This window comes from Lachnospira rogosae (ex Hitch et al. 2025), assembly GCF_040096455.1.
Classification (GTDB): domain Bacteria; phylum Bacillota; class Clostridia; order Lachnospirales; family Lachnospiraceae; genus Lachnospira; species Lachnospira rogosae.
Genome location: NZ_JBBMER010000002.1, coordinates 383,693 through 405,754 on the forward strand (window position 1 = coordinate 383,693; position 22,062 = coordinate 405,754).

General features: G+C 36.6%; 15 protein-coding genes and 1 pseudogene. 1 reads left to right on the forward strand and 15 read right to left on the reverse strand.

Going from position 1 to position 22,062, the window contains the following annotated elements; all coding sequences use genetic code 11:
- Positions 1-37: 37 nt before the first annotated feature.
- From WMO14_RS04085 to WMO14_RS04125, 9 genes and pseudogenes are all read right to left on the reverse strand, one after another.
- Positions 38-1,480 (reverse strand): methyl-accepting chemotaxis protein, encoded by a 1,443-nt coding sequence (locus WMO14_RS04085; RefSeq protein ID WP_090140996.1) that lies wholly within the window; start codon positions 1,478-1,480, stop codon positions 38-40.
- 43 nt (positions 1,481-1,523) lie between these two features.
- On the reverse strand, positions 1,524-3,149 hold the full coding sequence (locus WMO14_RS04090; RefSeq protein ID WP_349153314.1) for a hypothetical protein: 1,626 nt from the start codon (positions 3,147-3,149) through the stop codon (positions 1,524-1,526).
- Between the two features lie 48 nt (positions 3,150-3,197).
- Positions 3,198-3,380, reverse strand: a pseudogene (locus WMO14_RS04095) (alanine:cation symporter family protein); the annotation flags it as partial.
- Between the two features lie 86 nt (positions 3,381-3,466).
- Entirely contained in the window at positions 3,467-4,405 is a 939-nt protein-coding gene (locus WMO14_RS04100) for an SPFH domain-containing protein (protein ID WP_090140993.1), read from the reverse strand.
- A 25-nt stretch (positions 4,406-4,430) separates the two neighbouring features.
- Positions 4,431-5,117 carry a PspA/IM30 family protein gene (locus WMO14_RS04105; RefSeq protein ID WP_022502559.1) on the reverse strand — a complete coding sequence of 229 codons (687 nt, stop codon included), beginning with the start codon at positions 5,115-5,117 and terminating at the stop codon, positions 4,431-4,433.
- A gap of 133 nt (positions 5,118-5,250) precedes the next feature.
- Positions 5,251-5,916, reverse strand: coding sequence for a DUF1836 domain-containing protein (locus WMO14_RS04110; RefSeq protein ID WP_055174065.1), 666 nt, complete (start codon positions 5,914-5,916; stop codon positions 5,251-5,253).
- Positions 5,917-6,177: 261 nt separating this feature from the next.
- Entirely contained in the window at positions 6,178-6,480 is a 303-nt protein-coding gene (locus WMO14_RS04115; RefSeq protein ID WP_022502557.1) for a YerC/YecD family TrpR-related protein, read from the reverse strand.
- An 89-nt stretch (positions 6,481-6,569) separates the two neighbouring features.
- Complete coding sequence (locus tag WMO14_RS04120; RefSeq protein WP_055306182.1) at positions 6,570-7,286, reverse strand: phosphatase; 717 nt, start codon at positions 7,284-7,286, stop codon at positions 6,570-6,572.
- A gap of 14 nt (positions 7,287-7,300) precedes the next feature.
- Positions 7,301-10,027: an ABC transporter ATP-binding protein/permease gene (locus WMO14_RS04125; protein WP_116443733.1), complete on the reverse strand. Its 2,727-nt coding sequence runs from the start codon at positions 10,025-10,027 to the stop codon at positions 7,301-7,303.
- 289 nt (positions 10,028-10,316) lie between these two features.
- Between WMO14_RS04125 and WMO14_RS04130 the strand changes: the two genes are divergently transcribed.
- Positions 10,317-11,420 (forward strand): cell wall hydrolase, encoded by a 1,104-nt coding sequence (locus WMO14_RS04130; protein ID WP_349153315.1) that lies wholly within the window; start codon positions 10,317-10,319, stop codon positions 11,418-11,420.
- A gap of 109 nt (positions 11,421-11,529) precedes the next feature.
- Here WMO14_RS04130 and WMO14_RS04135 read toward each other — a convergent pair whose 3' ends face one another.
- The 6 genes from WMO14_RS04135 to carB form a co-directional block, all read right to left on the reverse strand.
- Complete coding sequence (locus tag WMO14_RS04135; protein WP_055174061.1) at positions 11,530-12,207, reverse strand: potassium channel family protein; 678 nt, start codon at positions 12,205-12,207, stop codon at positions 11,530-11,532.
- Positions 12,208-12,807: 600 nt separating this feature from the next.
- Entirely contained in the window at positions 12,808-14,106 is a 1,299-nt protein-coding gene (locus tag WMO14_RS04140) for a TrkH family potassium uptake protein (protein WP_369431802.1), read from the reverse strand.
- A 346-nt stretch (positions 14,107-14,452) separates the two neighbouring features.
- Positions 14,453-16,150, reverse strand: coding sequence for a glycoside hydrolase family 43 protein (locus WMO14_RS04145; protein ID WP_055306184.1), 1,698 nt, complete (start codon positions 16,148-16,150; stop codon positions 14,453-14,455).
- A gap of 305 nt (positions 16,151-16,455) precedes the next feature.
- Positions 16,456-17,421 (reverse strand): SseB family protein, encoded by a 966-nt coding sequence (locus WMO14_RS04150; protein ID WP_349153317.1) that lies wholly within the window; start codon positions 17,419-17,421, stop codon positions 16,456-16,458.
- 205 nt (positions 17,422-17,626) lie between these two features.
- Positions 17,627-18,637, reverse strand: coding sequence for a hypothetical protein (locus WMO14_RS04155; RefSeq protein WP_349153318.1), 1,011 nt, complete (start codon positions 18,635-18,637; stop codon positions 17,627-17,629).
- Between the two features lie 208 nt (positions 18,638-18,845).
- The gene (carB, locus tag WMO14_RS04160; protein ID WP_349153319.1) at positions 18,846-22,058 is read right to left on the reverse strand and encodes a carbamoyl-phosphate synthase large subunit; all 3,213 of its coding nucleotides are present in this window, start codon (positions 22,056-22,058) and stop codon (positions 18,846-18,848) included.
- Between the last annotated feature and the right edge of the window lie 4 nt (positions 22,059-22,062).

The following is a 22,062-nucleotide window of genomic DNA, read 5'->3' on the forward strand; positions in this document are numbered from 1 at the left end:
TAATTCAATACAATTCCCTTATTAAGTTACCCCAATATTATATTTCAAAATGCTTCTGAAGTTTTTCTGATACTTCTGAAATATTCTCAATATCACTAAGAATATTACCAATCGAATTATTCTGTGCAACAATAGTCTGTGATATATCTTCGATTGTTGCTGAATTCTCCTCTGATGTTGCAACCAAAGTCTGCATTTCTTCCTGTATAGTTCCAAAGCTCTGCTTTATATTATCAATAATGCTATACTCTTCTTTGACAATATCACTTGCCTGCTCTGTGGCATTATTAATATTCTTAAAGTATTCAAGAAGTCCATCAATAGTATCAACACTCTCCGCCGCCGCATTGGTACCTTGTGTAATCTCATCATCAACCTGTCTGGTAGTATCAGTAAGCCACTTTAGTATATTCTGTATATTTCCAGCGGACTTTGCACTCTCTTCTGATAATGCACGGATTTCATCCGCAACAACAGCAAAACCTTTTCCGTGTTCACCTGCTCTTGCCGCTTCAATAGACGCATTGAGTGATAACAGATTAGTCTGTGCCGCAATTGAATTAATCTCACCAAGAATGTCTGTAATCTTCTTCATCTGTGTAAGAAGCTCACTTGTAGTCTTATGTGCTGCTCCTACTGTACTCTTAACAGAAGCAATCGTACTCTTAGCTTCTTCAACAGCCTCATTACCTTTTTCTACAGCTTCTTTAACATTGTTAAAGCCATTATCAAGCTGTCCAGCCAGTTCATAATTATTTCCAACTTCCTCTGTTGCCGCATTAACCTTTTCCATAACATTTACTGTTGACTTTGCAGCTTCTTCAACTATCTGCTGCATCTGTCTTGCCGCCTGATTAACATTACTGCTTCCGTCTGCCAGTTCATTAACTGCGATCTTGCTTGTGTTAATCGTAGCACTAAGGTCATCTGCTATGTCATTAGCCAGCTTTGCATTCTGCTGTACAATATAAAGTGCTTCTTCCGTACTTTTTACAACTGAAGCACCTCTCTTAGTTGCAAAATAAAGTATCAACGCAGTTATTCCAAACAATAGAATTCTTGATACAACTCCTGCAACAGTATATTCAATACCTGCTATAGTCTGTGGACTAACAATACCGAATATAACCGAAATAATTGTAAATGGAACTGCAAACGAAATTATTACTTTCTCAATAAAATATGTTGCAGTCATTGCAAGTAATACGAAATTTGCTATGTAAGGTATAGAATTTCCTCCTGATACCCACGAATAGAACAAAGTTCCTATTGCTGGTGGCAGTGCTAATATTAATGCTTTTCTGGAATCTGATATTGGGAGGAAATACCCAATGGTTGAAATAATTCCTGACACAATAACTATCATACTTCCTTTAAGTGCCATTGCTGTCATCCCATATCCGAATACAGATACAAGACTTAATGCCACTACCGAACACCATATGATAATAAGATTCTGTTGGTGTAACTTTTTCATCATAAGATCATCTACCTTTCTTTATCTCTAGGTGCATATTTCACAATCAAAATATCAATACTTTAAATTGTATATAATAATCTTTTCTTTCAGCCTCAGGCATATCAAAAAGGGTTGAATCTCTTCCATCATCATCTATAGTGTTTAATTTCAATATATTTTTAGAGTATATTATCACACTATTTATATCTCCTGAACGGTTATCTACCTCAATTGGCGTATTCCCTTTGATACATACTACTTCTTGAATAATTTTATTATTTTTTCCAACAAACTGAACTTTCACGCCATTGTCATCCGACATTCTGTCAACTTCAACTTGTAATCTGATAATATCCTTATTCTGCGGAAAATATTCTATTATTGCTCTTGCACACGCATCGCGGTCAATAATCTCATATTTATCATCATAATCGGTGAATTTATCCCTGTCTGAATATGGTTTTGGATTATGTTCATAGTTAATATCACACCATAAAGGTTTCATTATTGAATATTTATTATCTTTTGTCAGCTTGCTTATCCATATATCTTCCTTATTACAGCTATAGGTTATCCACACATTTTTATCAAAATTTCCATTATATGAACATATTCCACGCATATATTGTGCACCAAGATTCTTAATATTACCCTGATATTTATAAGGAGGTATCTCTGGAATAAGTGCTTTCATATTATAATATTCCCTGCCGTCGTTACTTTCCATAACTGCTAAAGGCCATCTGTGAGAACCATCCGTTGTTGGATTATAACATATAATATAATTTCCATCAGGTGTCTTTTGTCCCCATACTTTAGCAGTATTAGTTATAAGAGAGGGTATTTTCTCATCTATAAGAACATTTCCCTCTTTATCAAACAGATACCCCTCACCTTTCTTGCAAAGCCCTACTATATTGCCATAGGCATCTTCATAAAGGGAAACAGCCCTGCCGTGTGTCTTATATGATTTATCATACATCTCCTCCTCATACCACTGCTCAAGTATAAGCTTCTTAGTAAGCAGCTCATCACAGGCTTTAACGAATTCTTTATCCGAAGAATGAACATAATATGGAATATCAAGCTGTTCATTACTGCCCTCTGGTGAATAAAATATTGTGTTGTCCCCATTAAATCCACCAGCCTCATTATATTTAATAATATACATATCTGACAATGTGTAATCTTTATACACTTCTCTTACAAGACGTGCTGCACCATAACCATTATTAGGGGCTCTGTGGCTGTCTGGTGAGAAGCCATAAAATGTTGTTGCAATAAGCTTTCCATTGGAAGCCTTATAAAAACACATTCTAAAATGCACTATTGCCGGTGCTTTCTTAGGAAGAAGTTCTTTATCAGGTCCTGTATATCCATCTGTGTCCGCTAACATATATGGAAAAAGTACCTTTTCCTTATCCCATACACAGCCGTCTTTAGATGTTGTATACACGATTTCATCAGGTGCACCGTGCTCATCACGCTTACCGCTTATATATGAAAGCACAAGCCTGTTATTAAAAGCAGTAAGCATAGGTGCGTGGTTATATGTATAATCTCCATCCGTGCGGCAGCTCCTCCTTATCTGATATGTATACACACCAGCCTTATGTTCCAATCCGCCATCTTGTCGTGTCATATCAATCTCAGGCACATCATTACAATTAATTACATGTTTATCATCCATAGTCTTCTCCCTTTCTTAGCACATTTTATTACTTCCCTTAATGTTACCTCACCCATTAAAATACTCTTTTACAAGCTTAATTACAACGACTGACAACAAAAATACGGCAATAAGATTAAGTATAGTCATAAGTCCATTAAATGTCTCTGCTATGCTCCACATATGTCCAAGATTAACAGCCATTCCAACTATTGCAGCATATATATAAAGAAACATAAATGGGTTATATGCAGACTTAAGTCCACATATAACCCATTATATATAACCTTATTGCATAACAATATAATTCTTAATTATGTTATCTGGCATTTTGCTATTTATGATAACTTCGTTCCACAATTAGAGCAGAACTTAGCACCATTCGCAGGTGTCCCACAATTAGGACAGAACTTGTATGTACCCGCTGATTCTAAACTACTATTCATATCAACATTCTTCATCATCTGCTGTCCAATTGCCATACCCATCTGTACGCTCATCATATCACCAGCAATGTTATTGCCACCCTTGCCGATATTATCTGCCATAGCCACCTGGCTGTACTTTCCCATATCTGCTACCATAGACTGTGAAGCTGCCTTATTCTGCATCTTCTGTATCTCTTCTGGATAAGAGAAGCTTGCTATATTAAAATCTGTAATCTCAATTCCAAGCTTGCTCATCTGCATATCAAGGTCGTCTTTAATTCCTGATGAAATATCAAAAGCATTAGCCTGAAGGTTGAACATATCCTTGCCTTCCTTAGTTATCCACTTCATAAGAAGCTGATCTAACACTGCTACAACTCTTTCCTTAACATCATTAACAACATACATCTGCTTAACGCCTGCAACTTTATCAATCAAGCATACATAATCAGTTACCTTAAATGCAAAATTGCCAAATGCTCTTATTGGCATACCTCCTGGAAGGTTAGCTGCTGGAATAGCTATAGGATTCTTAGTTCCCCAGTTGACATTAAATTCCTTAGTATTAACAAAGAGAACTTCCGCTCTCATACCACTGTTAAAACCGAATTTAAAGCCTTTAAGTGTTGAAAGAAATGGAATAATCTGTGATTCTATATCGAATTCACCTTCATCCTTAAATATTCCTTCTATCTTGCCATTGTAAAGAAATATTGCATCCTGTCCGGGACGGATTATAAGACGGCTGCCTTTCTTAATCTCTTTATTAGTCCACTTCCAGAATATACAATCGTCCTTGTATTCTTCCCATTCTACAACATTAGATAACTGACTCTTAAATAAACCCATGGTGTCCTCCAATTATCAATTAATTCTATTCAATTCCCATCTGTGCCTTAAGTGCAGCAAGTTCATCATCAACTGCAGTATTAGCTGGCTCAGCATCATACTTAGCTGCAAGATTATCAATATTAGAATCCTCTGCTGATGCATTAAGTTCAGCCATAGCATTAGCTTCATCAAGCATCTTGTTAGCCTTAGCTTCCATCTTATTGAAAGCATCCATACTATTGCTTGCACCCACAACACTTGAACCAACCTTGTTAATTCTTTCCTGTGCCTTAGCTGCCTTTACTGTAGCCTTAATAGCAGTTCTTCTTGCTTCAAGTGAAGATATATCCTTAACAAGCTTATCGTGCATCTGACGCATCTTAGCTGCATTATCTGCTGCCACATTGTAAGCCTGTGTTAAAGCTGCCTGTGTTGTTGCAAGCTGCTGCTTCTTTTCAAGGAATGATCTGGCATCTGATTCATTACCAGCCTTTAATGCTTTCTCTGCATATGCCTGCATCTTGTTAATCTGCTCTGTGCACTCATCAAGTTCTCTCTTAGCTCTTGTCTCCTCTGCCATAACAGATGCTGTCTCAGCCTTAACCTTGCCAAGATCACTTTCAAGATTTCTCATATACTGGTCAATCATCTTCTCTGGATCTTCACACTTATCAAGAAGTGCATTAATATTAGCGCTCATAATGTCCTTAAATCTTGTTAAAATACCCATAAAATCCTCCCATATATCAAATCAATATTATATGATTCCTTATATTTAGAACCAATAAGGTAATTATACTATATAGATAATTAAAAGTCACGTTAATTTATCAATACTTGTCAGAAATCTTTATAAAATATTATCAATTTTTCGTTCTTTTCTTAACTTCCTTCTTGTCTTCTTTGACATTTCCCTTACCAGACGATAATACATTTGCCTTGTTAGTATAATCATCTATGAGGCTTTCTATTATATTTTTCTTCATATATACATCAAAGCTTAAAAGTCCCACAAGGCTGAATAACTGAAGAAAATCCTTATCCTCCTCATTTTCCACATCTAAGAATGCTTCCTTTGCAACCTGCGTTCTTTCAACAACATCTTTAGAAAGGCTTGCTATCTGTGCCTTTTCCATATTGTATATTTCACTATATATATATTCCAGATCCGGAAGTTCTTCTTTATTAAAGAATTTGTCTGTCAATGGATTTAAAAGCTTCTGAATATCGCTTATAGATAGAATATTCTTAAGATAATATATAAAAGTAAGAACATATATATGCTCTTTAGAATATTTTTTCTTTACCGGAGGTGGAAGCAGGTCATTCTTAGTATAATTGTTAATCATAGTCTTAGTAAGAATTTTATCATCCTCATACCTTTTGACATCTGATAAATGTTCGTCCATAAATGTTGTGACCTGATCCATATATAAATCTATATTAGGCACATCTCCCGGTTTAATATAATTAAGCTTCGCAAGTCTTTGTAATAAAGAATTAACGAATTCCTGATTATCTTTGTTCATAATACTCCACTCCTAACCAATAATAACTTAGACAGCCACATACTTCCTATGATATATCACAACCCGTCTGTAATTATCTAAATATAAAATATATCAAGTACAAAATGATGTCTCTGTATACAAAAACATCACTTTACATTTTTAATACTTGTATCATATTATATAGTATTAAAAACCATATATCAAGAGGGAGATTATCCATCTTATAGTAATAACTTATTCCTGGAATCATAATTTATAATAATAATCTTATCAGCATCTTTACTGCTTATCTGATAATATACCAAGTCTTTCAAATACCCTGTCATATCCATCATTGCCATAATTAAGCGAACGGTTGACCCTGCTTATTGTAGCTGTTGAAGCACCTGTCTTTTCCGCTATCTCAAGATATGTCTTCTGTTCTCTTAACATTTTGGCTACCTCAAATCTCTGAGCTAAAGATAAAAGTTCATTAATTGTGCATACATCCTCAAAAAAATCATAGCACTCTTTAACATCATTAAGACTTAATATAGCCTCAAATAATTGCTCAACTTCTTTTGATTTTAACTTATCGTTCATATTAACCCTCAACTTTTGCTAATCTGCATTTATAATATATTGTACAGTTTAACACAGTAAAGTCCTACAGTAAATACATTTTATTAATTTTACTGTCTTTTTCCTATATATGACTCATATAATTCTGTATTACTGTTCACAATCAGCTCCTTCGGGAAACCTACTTCCTCAATCACCTTATAAGCCCTGTCAAAATCACATATTGACTCTTTAATATGGGCATCACTTCCAATAGATATACATACGCCGGCTTCTTTGCAAAGCTTAAGCATTGTAACATCATTATCATATGCTCCCTGTCTTGGTCCTGTAGGTGATAATGATGTATTGTTAAGTTCTAATAAGACGTGCTTTTCCCCCGCTGCCCTTACAAGCTGTTCATAATCAACCGGGTATCTTGAATCATCAGGGTGTCCTATTATATTAACATATGGATTATCCATAGCATTTATTAAAGCTTTAGTATTCTGTTCAATGCTTCCTGGCTTAATACACGGAATGTGAAGGCTTGCTATAACTACATCACAGCCCTTAAGTCCATACTCTGATAAGTCTATTCTGCCGTCATAATCCATAATATTAACTTCACAGCCCATATATATATTAACGCCATATTTCTTTCTTGGAATTATTCCCATATTAGAAAAATATAATACACCTGCACTTCCCGGCATCTTAGGTGCGTGGTCTGTTATTGCAAGATGTGTAACCCCATGTCCTGCAGCATATACTGCCATCTCGTCTATTGTATTATATGCGTGTCCGCTTGCAATTGTATGCGTATGTGTATCTAATGTAAATCTCATATTAATCCTCGTTTCTACTCCGAACGCAATGCAACTACCGGGTCTTTCTTTGCTGCAAGTCGTGCCGGTATAAGTCCTGCAATAAGCGTAAGAAGCATACTTATTATAACAAGAATAACTCCACCTGCAACAGGAAGCTGTGCAACATTGGCAATCGATGTAACATTTTTAATAATTGCATTAGCTGGCACACATAAAATAAGTGTGACAATTATACCAAGTGCACCTGCAACAAAGCCTTCAATAAGTGTCTCTGCGTTAAATATTCTTGAAATATCCTTCTTTGATGCTCCTATACTTCTAAGTATGCCAATCTCCTTAGTTCTTTCAAGAACTGAAATGTAAGTGATAATTCCTATCATTATTGAAGATACGATAAGTGATATTCCAACAAATGCTATTAATACATATGAAATAGCATTAATTATAACTGTTACTGATGACATTATTATTCCTACATAGTCTGTGTAGTTGATAACATTTTCATCCTTGCCATCTTTCTGCTGGCTTGTATTATAATCTGATATTATGTTCTGAATATGCTCCTTAGAGTCAAAATCTGATGGATATATATTAATTCCTGACGGATCGTCCAAATCAGTTATTCCAAGCTTGCTTTTATTAGTTTCCAGTGTCGCATCAGTTGTCTGTGCCTTAACTGACTGCGAGAACATATCAAGTATCTGCTCATCTGTCATAGTCGATAAGAACATTCTTGTCTGTGCCTGCTCATCTGATGGAAGACTCTCAAGATATGCCTGCACATCATCCATTGTTATAGGTGTATCTTTATTATTATCAAATGGAACACCTGTGAATATATCTGTATCCTCATCTGCAAGCTGTGCCTTAGCTATAGCACTGTCATTAACACCATTGATAATATATTCTGTAAGTTCCTTTGTATAACCAATTCCACGGCTTAAAGATGTACTTACTGCTTCTTCTGAAGGTTTAATAATTCCTGCAATCTTTATATCTGTTCCGTTGTTGACAACATTTTTCATAAATATATCATTATCAGACTTATCTTCCCAGATTTCCTTACTTTCATTATACGAATATACATCAGTTGGAAGTATAAGCTTAAATGTTGTATTTAATATCTCGTCAAATGTGTAAGTTGTTTCATCATTATCAAGAGTATAGCTCTTTCCTGACATCATAGCCTTAATCATCTCTGTAATCTCGTCAGGGTCTTTAAGTCCTATTGAATACAAAGTATAATCATCAATTTCATTGTTCTCATTAACAACAAGCACAACCTCGTTATAGCTTTCCGGCCAGTGTCCGGCAAGTACAGTATACTGCGACTCAAGTATCTCTTTATTATCAAATAACTGTGACCATACGCTTGAATTAGAGTACATGCTCATTCCACTCATACTGCTCTGTGAAGAACCGCCATACATCGCATCAAACATTGTATTAGGGTTAAGCTGCGTTACCTTATCAGATGTATCTGACTTATATATATTAACTGGAATATCATAAGTATATTCTATGGCACTCGCATAATCCTTTATATCGCTTCCACCATTCTCTATATAATGCTTGAATTCCTTAAGGTTGTTGCTCTGAACCTCTGCAACCATAGTATTCATCATATCAGACATTATATTGTTGCTATATATTTTATCCATATCCTCGTGTGTTTCACCACTGCCGCCATTATCTGTCATACTTGAAACCATACTACTTATATCTACAGTTTCTGACTGTAACTGGATTGGATAACTTGATAATGTATCCCTCTGCACCCTGTCAATATATAACTGGATACCATTTGATATTGATAAAATGAGTGCTATACCGATAATTCCTATGCTTCCTGCAAAGGCTGTAAGAATTGTTCTTGTCTTTTTCGTCATCAGATTGTTAAAACTTAAAGATAATGCTGTAAAAAATGACATTGAGGTCTTTGGCTTTTTCTTTCTTTGAGTCTTTGAGACAGATATACTTGTTCCCTGACCTGACACGCCTGAATTATATGCTGAACCATTGGCTGTTGCTGTGCCTGACTTATCTGTTCCCTCTGCTATGTCTTTTTTAAGCTGTTCCTCTGTATATGGATCTGTGTCATCAACAATAGTTCCGTCAAGAAGCCTTACAATTCTTGTTGAATATTTCATAGCAAGTTCCGGGTTATGCGTAACCATAATTATAAGCCTGTCTTTGGAAATCTCCTTAAGAAGCTCCATAATCTGTACACTTGTCTCTGTATCAAGTGCACCTGTCGGTTCATCTGCAAGAAGAATATCAGGATTATTGACAAGTGCTCTCGCTATGGCTACTCTCTGCATTTGTCCACCTGACATCTGGTTAGGCTTCTTATGAATCTGTTCACCAAGTCCTACCTTCTCAAGTGCCTCAACTGCTCTTTTCCTTCTCTCTGCCTTTGATACACCTGATAATGTAAGCGCAAGCTCTACATTAGAAAGAACTGTCTGGTGTGGTATAAGATTATAGCTCTGGAATACAAAACCAATTGAATTATTCCTGTACGCATCCCAATCCCTGTCCTTATAATCTTTAGTAGACACACCATTAATTCTTAAATCACCACTTGTATACTTATCAAGTCCTCCGATAATATTAAGCATAGTTGTCTTACCACAGCCCGACTGACCGAGTATTGATACAAATTCGCAGTCCCTGAACCTTAAGTTAATGCCCTTTAAAGCTGCAACCTTTGTATCACCGGTTTCATAATCTTTCTTAATATTAATTAATTCAAGCATATAATTCCTCTTTCTTTCTATAATTTAGTATACCACGATAAAACTCTCATCATCTCATTACCATTAATTTGATATGCTAATTAATAATAACACCCGTTGTGGCTGCTTGCAATTTATGTGGACACATTTTATACTATATTAAGATTTTGGTGTTATAGCTAAAAAATATTAATAATACGATATCAGGTATAAAATGTCTGACAGTTGTTCTTGCCTGCACGATAAGACTTTTGACTTTCAGCCACTCCTGACATCAAATTTATAGAATCAGAAAGGATATAACTTGCAGTTGAAACATTTTAATGCAGTAACTAAATACATAGCGTTGGCACTCATTGTCTGCCTGACTTTCATATCCGTTACATCACCTGTATATTCACTTGCTGATACCAAGACAGAATATGATGATAATAACAAAGAACTTGAACGCTTAAGAAATGAGCAGTCGCAGCTCTCAAGTGAACTTAACGACCTTAATTCAGAGCTTGATAATGCTGGTGAAAAGCTGAACTCTATTAATGACAGAATTGCTGATACACAGGAACAGATTGACAGCCTTAATGAATACATAAGCAATATGGAGATTGAGAAACAACACCAGTTCGATACTATGAAGCTTCGTATACAATATATGTACGAGAACAGCGACTATAGTTTTCTTGATGTATTGCTTTCTTCTTCAAGTATGGCTGATTTATTGCAAAGAAACGAATATGTTTCTCGCATTTCCCAATATGACCGCAAAATGCTTGAAGAATTAAGTTCTCTTATTGCTGTGCTTAACCAGAACCAGCTAAGTCTACAGACTAATATGACAGAACTTGTGTCTTTAAAAGAGCAGTCAATAGCTGAGTCTAATAATATTAAAAGGCTCATAGCTTCAAAGCAGTCAAAAATAGATACTAACTCTGAAAATATTGCCAAAGCTGAAGCCCTTGCATTAGAATACGAGGAACGTATCCGTCAGGAAGAAATCCAAAGACAGCTTGAAGAAATCAAAAAAATGACCCCATCAGTTGATGAAGTCATTAATAATACACCTATAGCATATGATACAAGCGACCTTGCAATGGTATCCGCTATGATAGAATGTGAAGCTGCCAACCAGCCTTATGAGGGCAAGCTTGCCGTTGGAAGCGTTATCGTAAATCGTGTAAACAGTCCTAAATTTGGCAACACAATCCAATCCGTACTCTACGCCCCTTCCCAGTTCAGCCCTGTCGCAAGTGGACGTTTCGCAATTGTCCTTGCCAGAGGTGCTAACGCTGAATGTACCAGAGCCGCTAATGAGGTTCTTAATGGTCATATAACAATCGCCGCTCTGTACTTTCACGTCTACGACAGCACTGTCGATAAAGGCGGCACAATAATAGGCGACCATGTCTTCTATTAGCTAACCATCTCCTGCCAAAAAGGCACCCCTGTAAGGTGTTAGGCTGCATTAAATCAACATAAGCTTGTCTTTGTTGCTTATGTTGATTTAATGTAATTGTCTGTCCTGTCTAGCCTATCCACTCACCAAACTTATTAAGCCCTTCCGAACTACCTGAAAGATACAATATATCCCCATTTCTAAACACATACTCTGGATTTACAACCTGCATAACTTCCCCATTATTCTCAATTGCAATTATATTAACATTAAATTTCTTACGCATATTAATATCCACAACTGTTTTGCCCTCAAGCCTGTCAGGAAGCATAACCTTAGATATATTAATTTTCTCACTAAGCTGAATGACATCTATAACCTGCGAAGCTATAAGACGGTTAGCAAGTCTTTCTGCCATATCCTTCTCAGGATATACAACTTCTGCCCCAAGCTTAGCCAATATTTCTCCGTGTTCAAGACCTCTTGCTTTCGCTATAACCTTTTTTATTCCCATACTGACAAGATTAAGCGTTGTAAGAATTGACGTATCAATATGTTCACCTATACACACAACTGCAACATCACAATTCTGTATTCCTGTTGCGCTAAGGCTTTTCTTGTCAAGTGTCTGCACGACATAGGCATTTTCCGTATAATCGCGCATTTCTCTTACCTTTTCCTCATCTTTGTCTATAACCATAAATTCAGCACCGCTGTTAGCAAGCGATAATGCAAGCGACTCGCCAAATCTTCCTAAACCTATAATTCCATAAGTAGTATTTTTATTTGATATTCTAGTTTTAAACATAATTACCTCCGAATTCACGTATTATTGTTGGGTGTGTATTGATGATTGGGTGTTGGCTAACGGACGTTGTGAGTGCGGACTATATTACCGCTGGGCACGCTTTCGCTACTTGAAACCGCAGCGGACACCAAGCCAGCACATCAATACTCTCTCCACATACATTCACACACCATATTTTATATATATATCATAATGCACAAACAATAACATATATCATATCTTTTATATAATAAGTTATAAGCCCTAACATATATATTATATCTTCTATATAATTAAATTAAAAACCATAACATATATATCGTATCTTATATACCATAACTTAATGCCATAACAAAAACGACACCATCACCAAAAAATCCACACTCAAAACCACACCCGAATTCTTCACACTCCGTTCTGGCGCTGATAATTGTTAAACATATGGCAATCGCAACCCAGCTGGGCGGCTGGTAGAAGCATAAGAAGACGATGGGGAGCCGCCGGCACTTAAGCGCTGTCCTTTAGCGCTTTAGTACCGCTGCGAGCGACACTCAGTGCAAACGTGTCTTCGTTGCTTCTACCAGCCGCCCAGCGTCCGTTGCCCCATATATTTCACAATCATCACCCTATAGTTATATTACCCTCCGGATAATTAATCCTCTCTCCCTTAGAGAAATGCCACAATGTAGCAATCGTAAGCGGTCCAAGTCTTCCTATGTACATAATAACAATAGATAACAGCTTTCCTGCAATTCCTATCTGTTGTGTAATTCCTGTTGAAAGCCCTGCCGTTCCAAATGCACTTGCGACCTCAAATAATATATCAATAAAATCAATATCCGGCTCAAATATTCCCATAAGATAAGATCCAACAGTCACAACACACATAGCAAGTATCATAATAACCGAAGCCTTTCTGAACGCTTCCTTAGGTACTGCATAATGAAATGCTTTCTCCGACTTATTAGTTGCTGCCGACTTAACACCCTGTATGAGGACAAAAAATGTGCTTGTCTTTATTCCACCTCCTGTAGATCCCGGCGAAGCTCCTATAATCATAAGTATTATAATCACAAGTAGTCCCGATTTTGAAAATGTCCCAAGTGAATATGTTGCAAATCCAGCCGTTCTGGCTGATACACTCATAAAGAATGCTCCCATCCACGAGATATTTTCTGTAATCTTAAGAAGCAGAGCACCAGCGATAATAAGCACAATACTCACTGATATTACAATCCTTGTGTGCATTGAGAATTTCTTCCACTTAAATCTCTTTTCCCACAATTCACATATTACAAAAAAGCCAATACCTCCAAAAAATACAAGCGTACAGGTTATAATATTAAGTGCTATATTACCACTGTAATTAATAAGGTTCTGGTTATTTCCAAGAATATCAAAACCAGAATTATTAAACGCCGCTACCGAATGAAACACGCTTATTCCCAATGCCCTAAAAAATGGATAATCTCTTATAAACACCAGAAAACCTGCTATTGCACCAGCCCCCTCAAATATAAGCGTAACAATAAATATCTTATGTATAAGCCTTACAAGCCCCTTTGCCGTATCCATATTCAGTGCTTCCTTTAAAAGAGTACGTCCTTTTATATCTACCTTTTTACCCATAACAAGTATTATTCCGGCACCCATAGTTGTCACACCAAGACCACCTATCTGAATAAGTGCCCCTAGTATAAATTGCCCCACAGGTGTAAATGTGTCATATGAGTCAACCACCACAAGCCCCGTTACACATACTGCACTCGTTGATGTATACAAAGCATCCGTGTATTTTAAATCAACACCATCCCTAACACTAAACGGCAAAGACAAAAGCACTGACCCTGCTATAATCACAAATATAAACCCAAACGCTATTATTCTTGCAGGCGACTGCTTTCTTATTAAATTAACCATCATAGTACTTCCTTAAATCGCAATATTTATACTCAAATCTCATAAAATTTATCATTTAAGATACTATATACCACCCTGCTCTCCAATGCAAGCAAAATCCTCATAAATATTCTAATGTCAGCTTCCAAACCTTCCCACAAAAAAGTGTGCACTCCGCCACTACAGCAAAATACACACTCTTCATAACTATTTAATTAAACATCTCCAACAACTAAAATAACTCCTGCCATACATCCTATGTCCCAGCCATATGTGGAGCCGCCGGCACTTAAGTGCTGTACTTTAGCACTTTAGTACCGCTGATAGCGACACTCAGCGAAAGCATATCTTTGTTACTTATGTTAATTTAATCCAATCTCCCGTTGTCTATACATCTATATCTGATATAATCAACCGTCACAAATCCATCCCCCTGATTCTCATTCTTAATCTCATTATTATGATTAACAAACATTCCATTCTTAACGCCAACCCAGCGTCCTGCCTTTGCTGTAAAGCTCACCTGCTTCTCATAAGCCTTTCCATCAAAGCTTATCTCCAAAGTCACCTCTTCTACAGGAACATTTTTAACAGCCAGTGCCATTTCCTTGGTATCCTTAGTTCCTGTTCTCTTAACTGTATACCTTAAATATACAGTCTTTTCCTTATCAGCAAATGTATCCTTAGCTATAGGATAGTCCTTAAAATCTTCCTTAGAATATGCCGCCTCACAATCAAAGCTCTGGGTGCCTCTGACTGTCCTTATTGCATATTCCCCGAAATTCTTGACAATTCCAACTGCTCCATATTCCACGCCTAATGACACAATTCCGGCATAGTCTCCATTTTCAAGACCATTCACGCACATTTTAGTAACACACTCAAATTCAGGTGCAGGCCATTTCTGTAAGAGAAGATTTCTGTAATCGCTCACTGGTCTAAGAGGTGTTGATGCAAGTGCATTAAGTCTTATATATGAGCCGTCTGGTGTTTTCTTTCCATAGGCATCTGTCTTAGTCACATACCAGCTGTCATCATAATTAGAATTCCACTGCCACTGTAACATCATCTTGTCGGTATCAAATTCATCTGTTGTGTCTGGCTCACATACTGGATATTTATCTGTGTCCTTAAACTCCTCTGCTGTCTTTCCAATATTGGGCTTTACATATTGCATAACTGGTTCACCGTAATCATTGCCCTCTTTATTAACACCAATTATTGGCCAGTCATTTTCCCAATGCATTGGCTGTAAATGTGTTATTCTGCCTGCGGCATACACATCTTGAAAATGTAAGAACCAGTCCTCACCAGTAATTGTATCTACCCACGCACCCTGATGAGGTCCGTTGACTGGAGAGTCACCCTGTCTTAATACAACCTTATATTCATATGGTCCAAATGGATTTTTGGAACGGAGTATTGTCTGCCAGCCGGTCTTAACACCGCCTGCTGGTGCAAATATATAATAATATCCGTTACGTTTATACATTTTAGGTCCTTCTATTGTTATCTGATCATTCTCATTACCATCAAATATCTTTACTTCATCTCCAAATATCCCCATACCGTCTGGTCTCATTCTTACTATATGAAGAACACTCTTATATCCAATTCTGCTCTTTGCAACACCTGCCACAAGATAAGCATTACCGTCATCATCCCAGAATGGACAAGGGTCAATCCAGCCTGCACCTGGTCTTATATTAACAGGCTCGCTCCATTCACCAAACGGATCTTTGGTTGTTGTCATATATATTCCCTCATCTGGCATTGGAAAACATACATAATATGTACCCTCGTGGTATCTTATAGATGGTGCCCACACACCACATCCGTGCAGCGGATTGTTATATCTGAATTCCGGAATGTGTTTCAAGCAATAATTAACAACCTTCCAATTCACTAAATCTTTTGAATGTAATATTGGAAGTGCTGGCGAATTAGAAAAGCTTGATGCTACCATAAAATAATCTTCTCCCACTCTTATAGCATCAGGGTCAGAATAATCTGCATAAAGTATCGGATTCCTATAATTTCCATTGCCCAAATCAGCTAACCACATAAACATTACCTCCATAATCATACATAATATTTCTTAAGTTAATCTAAGTTTACATCATTACAAGTAATTTGCCAACACTTTCATAAAGTAATTTTATAAAAGTGTTTTTACATAAGTATTTTTTATTATAGGTGCCTATATTTGCACTGCAGTACGAACCTGTATATAGGACTTTTTATGTATAATGAATTAAATTAATTAGATTTCCCTATTACATAAAAAGCCTGCCAGTATCACATCTTACAATATATCACATAATTGTGATACAATCATAAAACCCGATACAAGCAGGCTTACATATTATTCTATTTATTGAAATCTTTTTCTATTTTCTTAAGTGTTTCAAGTGGAATATAATAACTTATTCCAAGTGGATTAAATATTGCTCCTGAAGCTCCAAGCTCGTCTATAGCCTCAACAAGTTCCTTATATGTATAGAGCATATTCTCATACTGTCCCTTATAGCATTTGTCCATCTCAAAACCATCTGTAAATGCCGGTATTGCTATAACCTGCTCATCTTCCTTATGCTCAAGCCTGTCTGTAACATCAATAAAATGATGTGCTATAGATACTTCTTCCTCTGTCTCCTCCTTAACACATGGAACCATATATTCAGAATTAACCATAGCATTTAACATAGCATTTTCTCTCTTATCAAGAAGCTCTTTTATTGTATCTTTGTCTGTATTCTTTCTGAACTCCTGAAAATAAGAAATCATTGTATTCTGTAAACCTGGGTTAGTCACATAATCATCCCTAAAGAACTCATCGTATGTTCCAAATGCTTCTCTTGGTATTACATATTCAAGCTTGTCACCATCTGTAAGTCTTATATTCTTATATCCATTACGATACATATGGCATAACTCCATAGCAAACGCATCATTATTCTCAACACCAACTGATACCTCGTAACCGCTGAGCTTAAGCTTTTTCTCAATAAGTGAAGAATTCTTAGGATTAAAAAGAACAAATAAATCACTGTCTACCATATATGGGTACGATGTTGTACTTGAATATACAACCCATAAATGTTCCTCTTTTCTTAATTTATCAGCTATAACCTTTGCATATATCTCTTCAATTCTTCCAAAATATGCTAAATCGTTAGTATTGCCCATCTCCTTGGCTCTTTTCTTTAAAGATGGCAGTACAACAGCCATAACCTCTACTGCATCAGCTAAAGAAAGCTTCTCCATCATATCTACGCCGTAGTCTTCATCTTTGCTGATATGTCTTATTACGTCCTGTATTTTTGTCTGATTCATAATATATATACCCTTTCCGAATTGCATCATATGTATAATAGTAACATATTTGTGTACAATTATCAATTCAACTTTATTTAATGATTCAACTCACAAAATCTTTACTCTGTTTTATTTAATTCAGCTGCCCTGATATAACTGCACGAATTATGTAATATACCGCATCTGCAAATTGCACTGCCACATTACAGCTTCACAACTGCCATTAATTAAAGAACTCCTGCCAGTCAGTTATATTCTTATCTGTAAGACATAACATTGCCATTATTCTTGCCTGCCAGCTTGTCATTGTCTGTGCTGTGATGACATTTAAACCATCAGCCGCATAGTCATATTCACTGCCAGAATTATTAACAACAATTACCTTAATATAACCTGATACATCTTTTACAAGCTGTGTCATTGCTGGCGACAGACTTCCGTCAGCAGTATCGCTGACTACTACTACAGACTCATATGAAGCCATTATTTTCTGTGCTGTATACACATCATTGCCTATATAATCATTAACCATACCGACATAGCCCATATCCTTAATCCCTGTCACGTCAAAATGATGTTTTGCACTATCATTAACCTTATTCGCTTTATTATCAACAATATCAGCTATTTCTGTCTTATAATTGTTATTATCTTCCTCAACAACATATATACTCTTATCTGTATCTATTGTATAAGTAAGAAAATATCTGATCTGGTCTGCAAATCTTTTCCTTGCCGATACGATAACTATATCCGCATCACCACTACATATTTCCTGGACTTTAGAAGCTAATGATATTAAATCCTTTGTTTCATCAAAATCTTTATTTTCCTGAATTAATTCAATATCTATTTTATTCTCATAATCTGCTGTATTAACAAGCTCGCTCACACTTCCATATGTCCCAACAATACAAACCTTTCGCTTACCACTGGTCTGGTTATTACCATTACTTTTGTCGCTGCCATTAACAATACTTCCGGCATCAGAGCTGTTATCTTTCATACCGCCCGCATTATTTCCACTATTATCTGTTATCTTATCAGTGTTATCGCTAACCGTACCATTCTCATTATCTGCCTGGCTCATATATTCAACCGGGTTAGACACAAAGCCACAGCCTGCAAGTGAAGTTACACCAAGCATAACAGCTGCCGCTATTGACACTGCATTTTTTAACTTCAATTTATTCTTTAGATTAATAAGCTTATCACCTATATTCAATAATCTCATATATTCTCCTTTTTGCCCTGATTATCAAATATATTATTCAGGACATATTAAGCATTTTAACATAATCCCTCTGATTATAAAAGTCCCCCAAAAGCTTTTAAGGCACATTCGCCTTACTTAGCTTCTGGAGGACTATAATATTAATTATAAAATGTATTATATAAACATTATATCACTCTGCATAATTATGCCGTCTATATTAATGCAATTAACCTCTGTTATCAATTGTAGCAATATCTACTATTGAAAGTTCCTGATTATTAAATGCATGCTCAAGACTTGAGATAAGTGCGTGAGCTGTATCAAGACTTGTAAGGCAGTGAACGCCTGTCTCGATAGCATATCTTCTTATAAGGAAACCATCCTTTGCTCTCTCAATACCATTTTCTGGTGTATCAATAACAAGATCAATCTTATGCTCTAATATAAGGTCAAGGAGTGTTGGAGCTTCCTGTCCAATCTTATTAACCTGAATAGCGTGTACGCCATTTTCTTTAAGAACCTTAGCTGTACCTCTTGAAGCATATATCTTGTATCCAAGTGCTTCAAATCTCTGTGCTATATCAATACCGTCCTGCTTATCCTTATCTGCAAGAGTCATAATAATCTGCTTATGCTTTGGAAGTCTTATTCCAGCTCCCTCAAATGCCTTGTAAAGTGCTTCATCAAAGCTCTTAGATATACCAAGGCACTCACCTGTAGACTTCATTTCTGGTCCAAGGCTTATATCAGCACCTCTGATCTTCTCGAACGAGAATACTGGCATCTTGATTGCATAGTAATCAGCAGCCTTCTGAAGACCTGGCTCATAACCTAAATCTCTTATCTTAGCTCCTGTAATAACCTTAGTTGCAAGCTTAACAATAGGAATACCAGTAACCTTGCTGATATATGGTACTGTACGGCTTGAACGTGGATTTACTTCAATTACATATACCTGATCGTTGTATACAATAAACTGGATATTAATCATACCCTTTACATGAAGTGCTCTCGCAAGTCTTCCTGTGTAATCAGCAATCATTTCAGTTATCTTTGGAGAGATTGACTTAGCTGGATATACTGAAATACTATCTCCTGAATGAATACCAGCTCTTTCAATGTGTTCCATAATACCAGGAATAAGAATATCTTCGCCATCGCATACGGCATCTACTTCGATTTCCTTACCCATAAGGTACTTATCTACAAGGATTGGGTGATCCTGCTTAATTCTGTTGATAATTCCCATAAATTCCACTACATCTTCATCAGATACAGCAATCTGCATACCTTGTCCACCAAGTACATATGAAGGACGTACAAGAACAGGATAACCAAGTTCATTAGCAGCTTTAAGGGCTTCCTCAACAGTGAATACTGTCTGTCCTTTTGCTCTAGGAATCTGTGTCTTTTCAAGAATTTCATCAAATAACTCTCTATCCTCAGCAGCATCTACATCTTCTGCCTTAGTTCCAAGAATTGGCACACCCATCTTCATAAGAGCTTCTGTAAGCTTGATAGCTGTCTGTCCACCAAACTGAACTACAGCTCCATCCGGCTTCTCGAATTCTACAATACTTTCAACATCTTCTTCTGTAAGTGGCTCAAAGTAAAGTTTATCAGCAATATCAAAGTCTGTTGATACTGTTTCTGGGTTATTATTGATAATAATTGTCTCATAACCCTCTTTCTTAAATGCCCATGTACAATGTACTGAACAGAAATCAAATTCAATACCCTGTCCAATTCTTATTGGACCTGAACCAAGTACAAGAACTTTCTTCTTATTCTTAGTCTCTGCAGCTTCATTCTCACTGCCATATACTGAATAGTAGTAAGGAGTTGTAGCTGCGAACTCAGCGGCACAAGTATCAACCATCTTAAATGCTGCGTGAATATCATACTTATCACGAAGTTCTTTTATTTCTCTTTCTGTATGTCCTGTAAGTTCTCCAATAACATTATCAGGGAACTCAATTCTCTTAGCCTCTCTTAATAATTCTTCTGTAAGAGGACCTTTCTTTAAAGAATTCTCCATCTCAACGATAATCTGAAGCTTATCTATAAACCATCTGTCAATCTTTGTTATGTCATGCATAACTGCTGGCTCTATGCCTCTTCTTAAACCTTCTGCTATCTTCCAGATTCTTCTGTCATCAACTACAGCAAGATCTTCTAAGAGTTCCTCGTCTGTAAGTCCTGTAAAATCGTATGACATAAGACTGTCAACATGCTGTTCAAGTGAACGTATAGCCTTCATAAGACCACCCTCGAAGTTATCAGATATACTCATAACCTCACCAGTAGCCTTCATCTGTGTTGTAAGTGTTCTCTTTGCAGAGATAAACTTATCAAATGGAAGTCTAGGTATCTTAACTACACAGTAGTCAAGTGCTGGCTCAAAACTTGCATATGTCTTTCCTGTAACTGCGTTCTTAATCTCATCAAGTGTATAACCAAGTGCAATCTTAGCTGCAACCTTGGCGATAGGATAACCTGTAGCCTTAGAAGCAAGTGCTGAAGAACGGCTTACACGAGGATTAACCTCAATAACGCAGTATTCAAAGCTGTCTGGATGAAGTGCATACTGTACATTACATCCACCTGTGATACCAAGCTCATCTATAATGTTAAGGGCAGATGTTCTAAGCATCTGATATTCCTTATCTGAAAGTGTCTGTGAAGGAGCAACTACGATACTATCACCCGTATGTACACCAACAGGATCGATATTCTCCATATTACATATAGTTATGCATGTTCCGTTGCTGTCACGCATTACCTCATATTCGATTTCCTTCCAGCCAGATATACATCTTTCAACAAGAACTTCACCAACTCTTGAAAGTCTTAAACCATTCTCAAGAATCTCTCTTAATTCTTCTACGTTATGGGCGATACCACCGCCGCTTCCACCAAGTGTGTAAGCAGGACGAAGAACAACCGGATAACCAATCTTAGCTGCAAATGCTTCACCAGATGGAACATCATTAACAACTAATGAAGGTGCACAAGGTTCACCTATCTTTTCCATAGTTTCCTTGAACATAAGTCTGTCTTCTGCCTTCTTAATTGTAAGTGCAGTTGTACCTATAAGCTGTACATTATTCTCTTCAAGGAAACCTGTCTCTGCTATCTCCATAGCAAGGTTAAGACCAGCCTGTCCACCAAGTGTAGGTAAGATGCTGTCTGGCTTTTCCTTTAATATAATCTGCTTTAATGCTTCTACAGTAAGAGGTTCAATATATACTTCATCAGCAATATCCTTATCTGTCATGATAGTCGCTGGGTTAGAGTTAACGAGGCATACTTCTATTCCCTCTTCCTTAAGAGAACGGCAAGCCTGTGTACCTGCATAGTCAAATTCTGCTGCCTGTCCGATTACGATTGGACCTGAACCGATTACTAAAACCTTCTTTATATTAGGATTCTTTGGCATTGTC

Bases quoted from the DNA above. Each gene is read 5' to 3' on its own strand.
- WMO14_RS04085 (WP_090140996.1), bottom strand. From the start codon at position 1,480: ATGATGAAAAAGTTACACCAACAGAATCTTATTATCATATGGTGTTCG.
- WMO14_RS04155 (WP_349153318.1), bottom strand. From the start codon at position 18,637: ATGAGATTATTGAATATAGGTGATAAGCTTATTAATCTAAAGAATAAA.
- WMO14_RS04150 (WP_349153317.1), bottom strand. From the start codon at position 17,421: ATGAATCAGACAAAAATACAGGACGTAATAAGACATATCAGCAAAGAT.
- WMO14_RS04090 (WP_349153314.1), bottom strand. From the start codon at position 3,149: ATGGATGATAAACATGTAATTAATTGTAATGATGTGCCTGAGATTGAT.
- WMO14_RS04105 (WP_022502559.1), bottom strand. From the start codon at position 5,117: ATGGGTATTTTAACAAGATTTAAGGACATTATGAGCGCTAATATTAAT.
- WMO14_RS04100 (WP_090140993.1), bottom strand. From the start codon at position 4,405: ATGGGTTTATTTAAGAGTCAGTTATCTAATGTTGTAGAATGGGAAGAA.
- WMO14_RS04110 (WP_055174065.1), bottom strand. From the start codon at position 5,916: ATGAACAAAGATAATCAGGAATTCGTTAATTCTTTATTACAAAGACTT.
- WMO14_RS04140 (WP_369431802.1), bottom strand. From the start codon at position 14,106: ATGGTTAATTTAATAAGAAAGCAGTCGCCTGCAAGAATAATAGCGTTT.
- WMO14_RS04120 (WP_055306182.1), bottom strand. From the start codon at position 7,286: ATGAGATTTACATTAGATACACATACGCATACAATTGCAAGCGGACAC.
- carB (WP_349153319.1), bottom strand. From the start codon at position 22,058: ATGCCAAAGAATCCTAATATAAAGAAGGTTTTAGTAATCGGTTCAGGT.
- WMO14_RS04145 (WP_055306184.1), bottom strand. From the start codon at position 16,150: ATGTGGTTAGCTGATTTGGGCAATGGAAATTATAGGAATCCGATACTT.
- WMO14_RS04115 (WP_022502557.1), bottom strand. From the start codon at position 6,480: ATGAACGATAAGTTAAAATCAAAAGAAGTTGAGCAATTATTTGAGGCT.
- WMO14_RS04125 (WP_116443733.1), bottom strand. From the start codon at position 10,027: ATGCTTGAATTAATTAATATTAAGAAAGATTATGAAACCGGTGATACA.
- WMO14_RS04135 (WP_055174061.1), bottom strand. From the start codon at position 12,207: ATGTTTAAAACTAGAATATCAAATAAAAATACTACTTATGGAATTATA.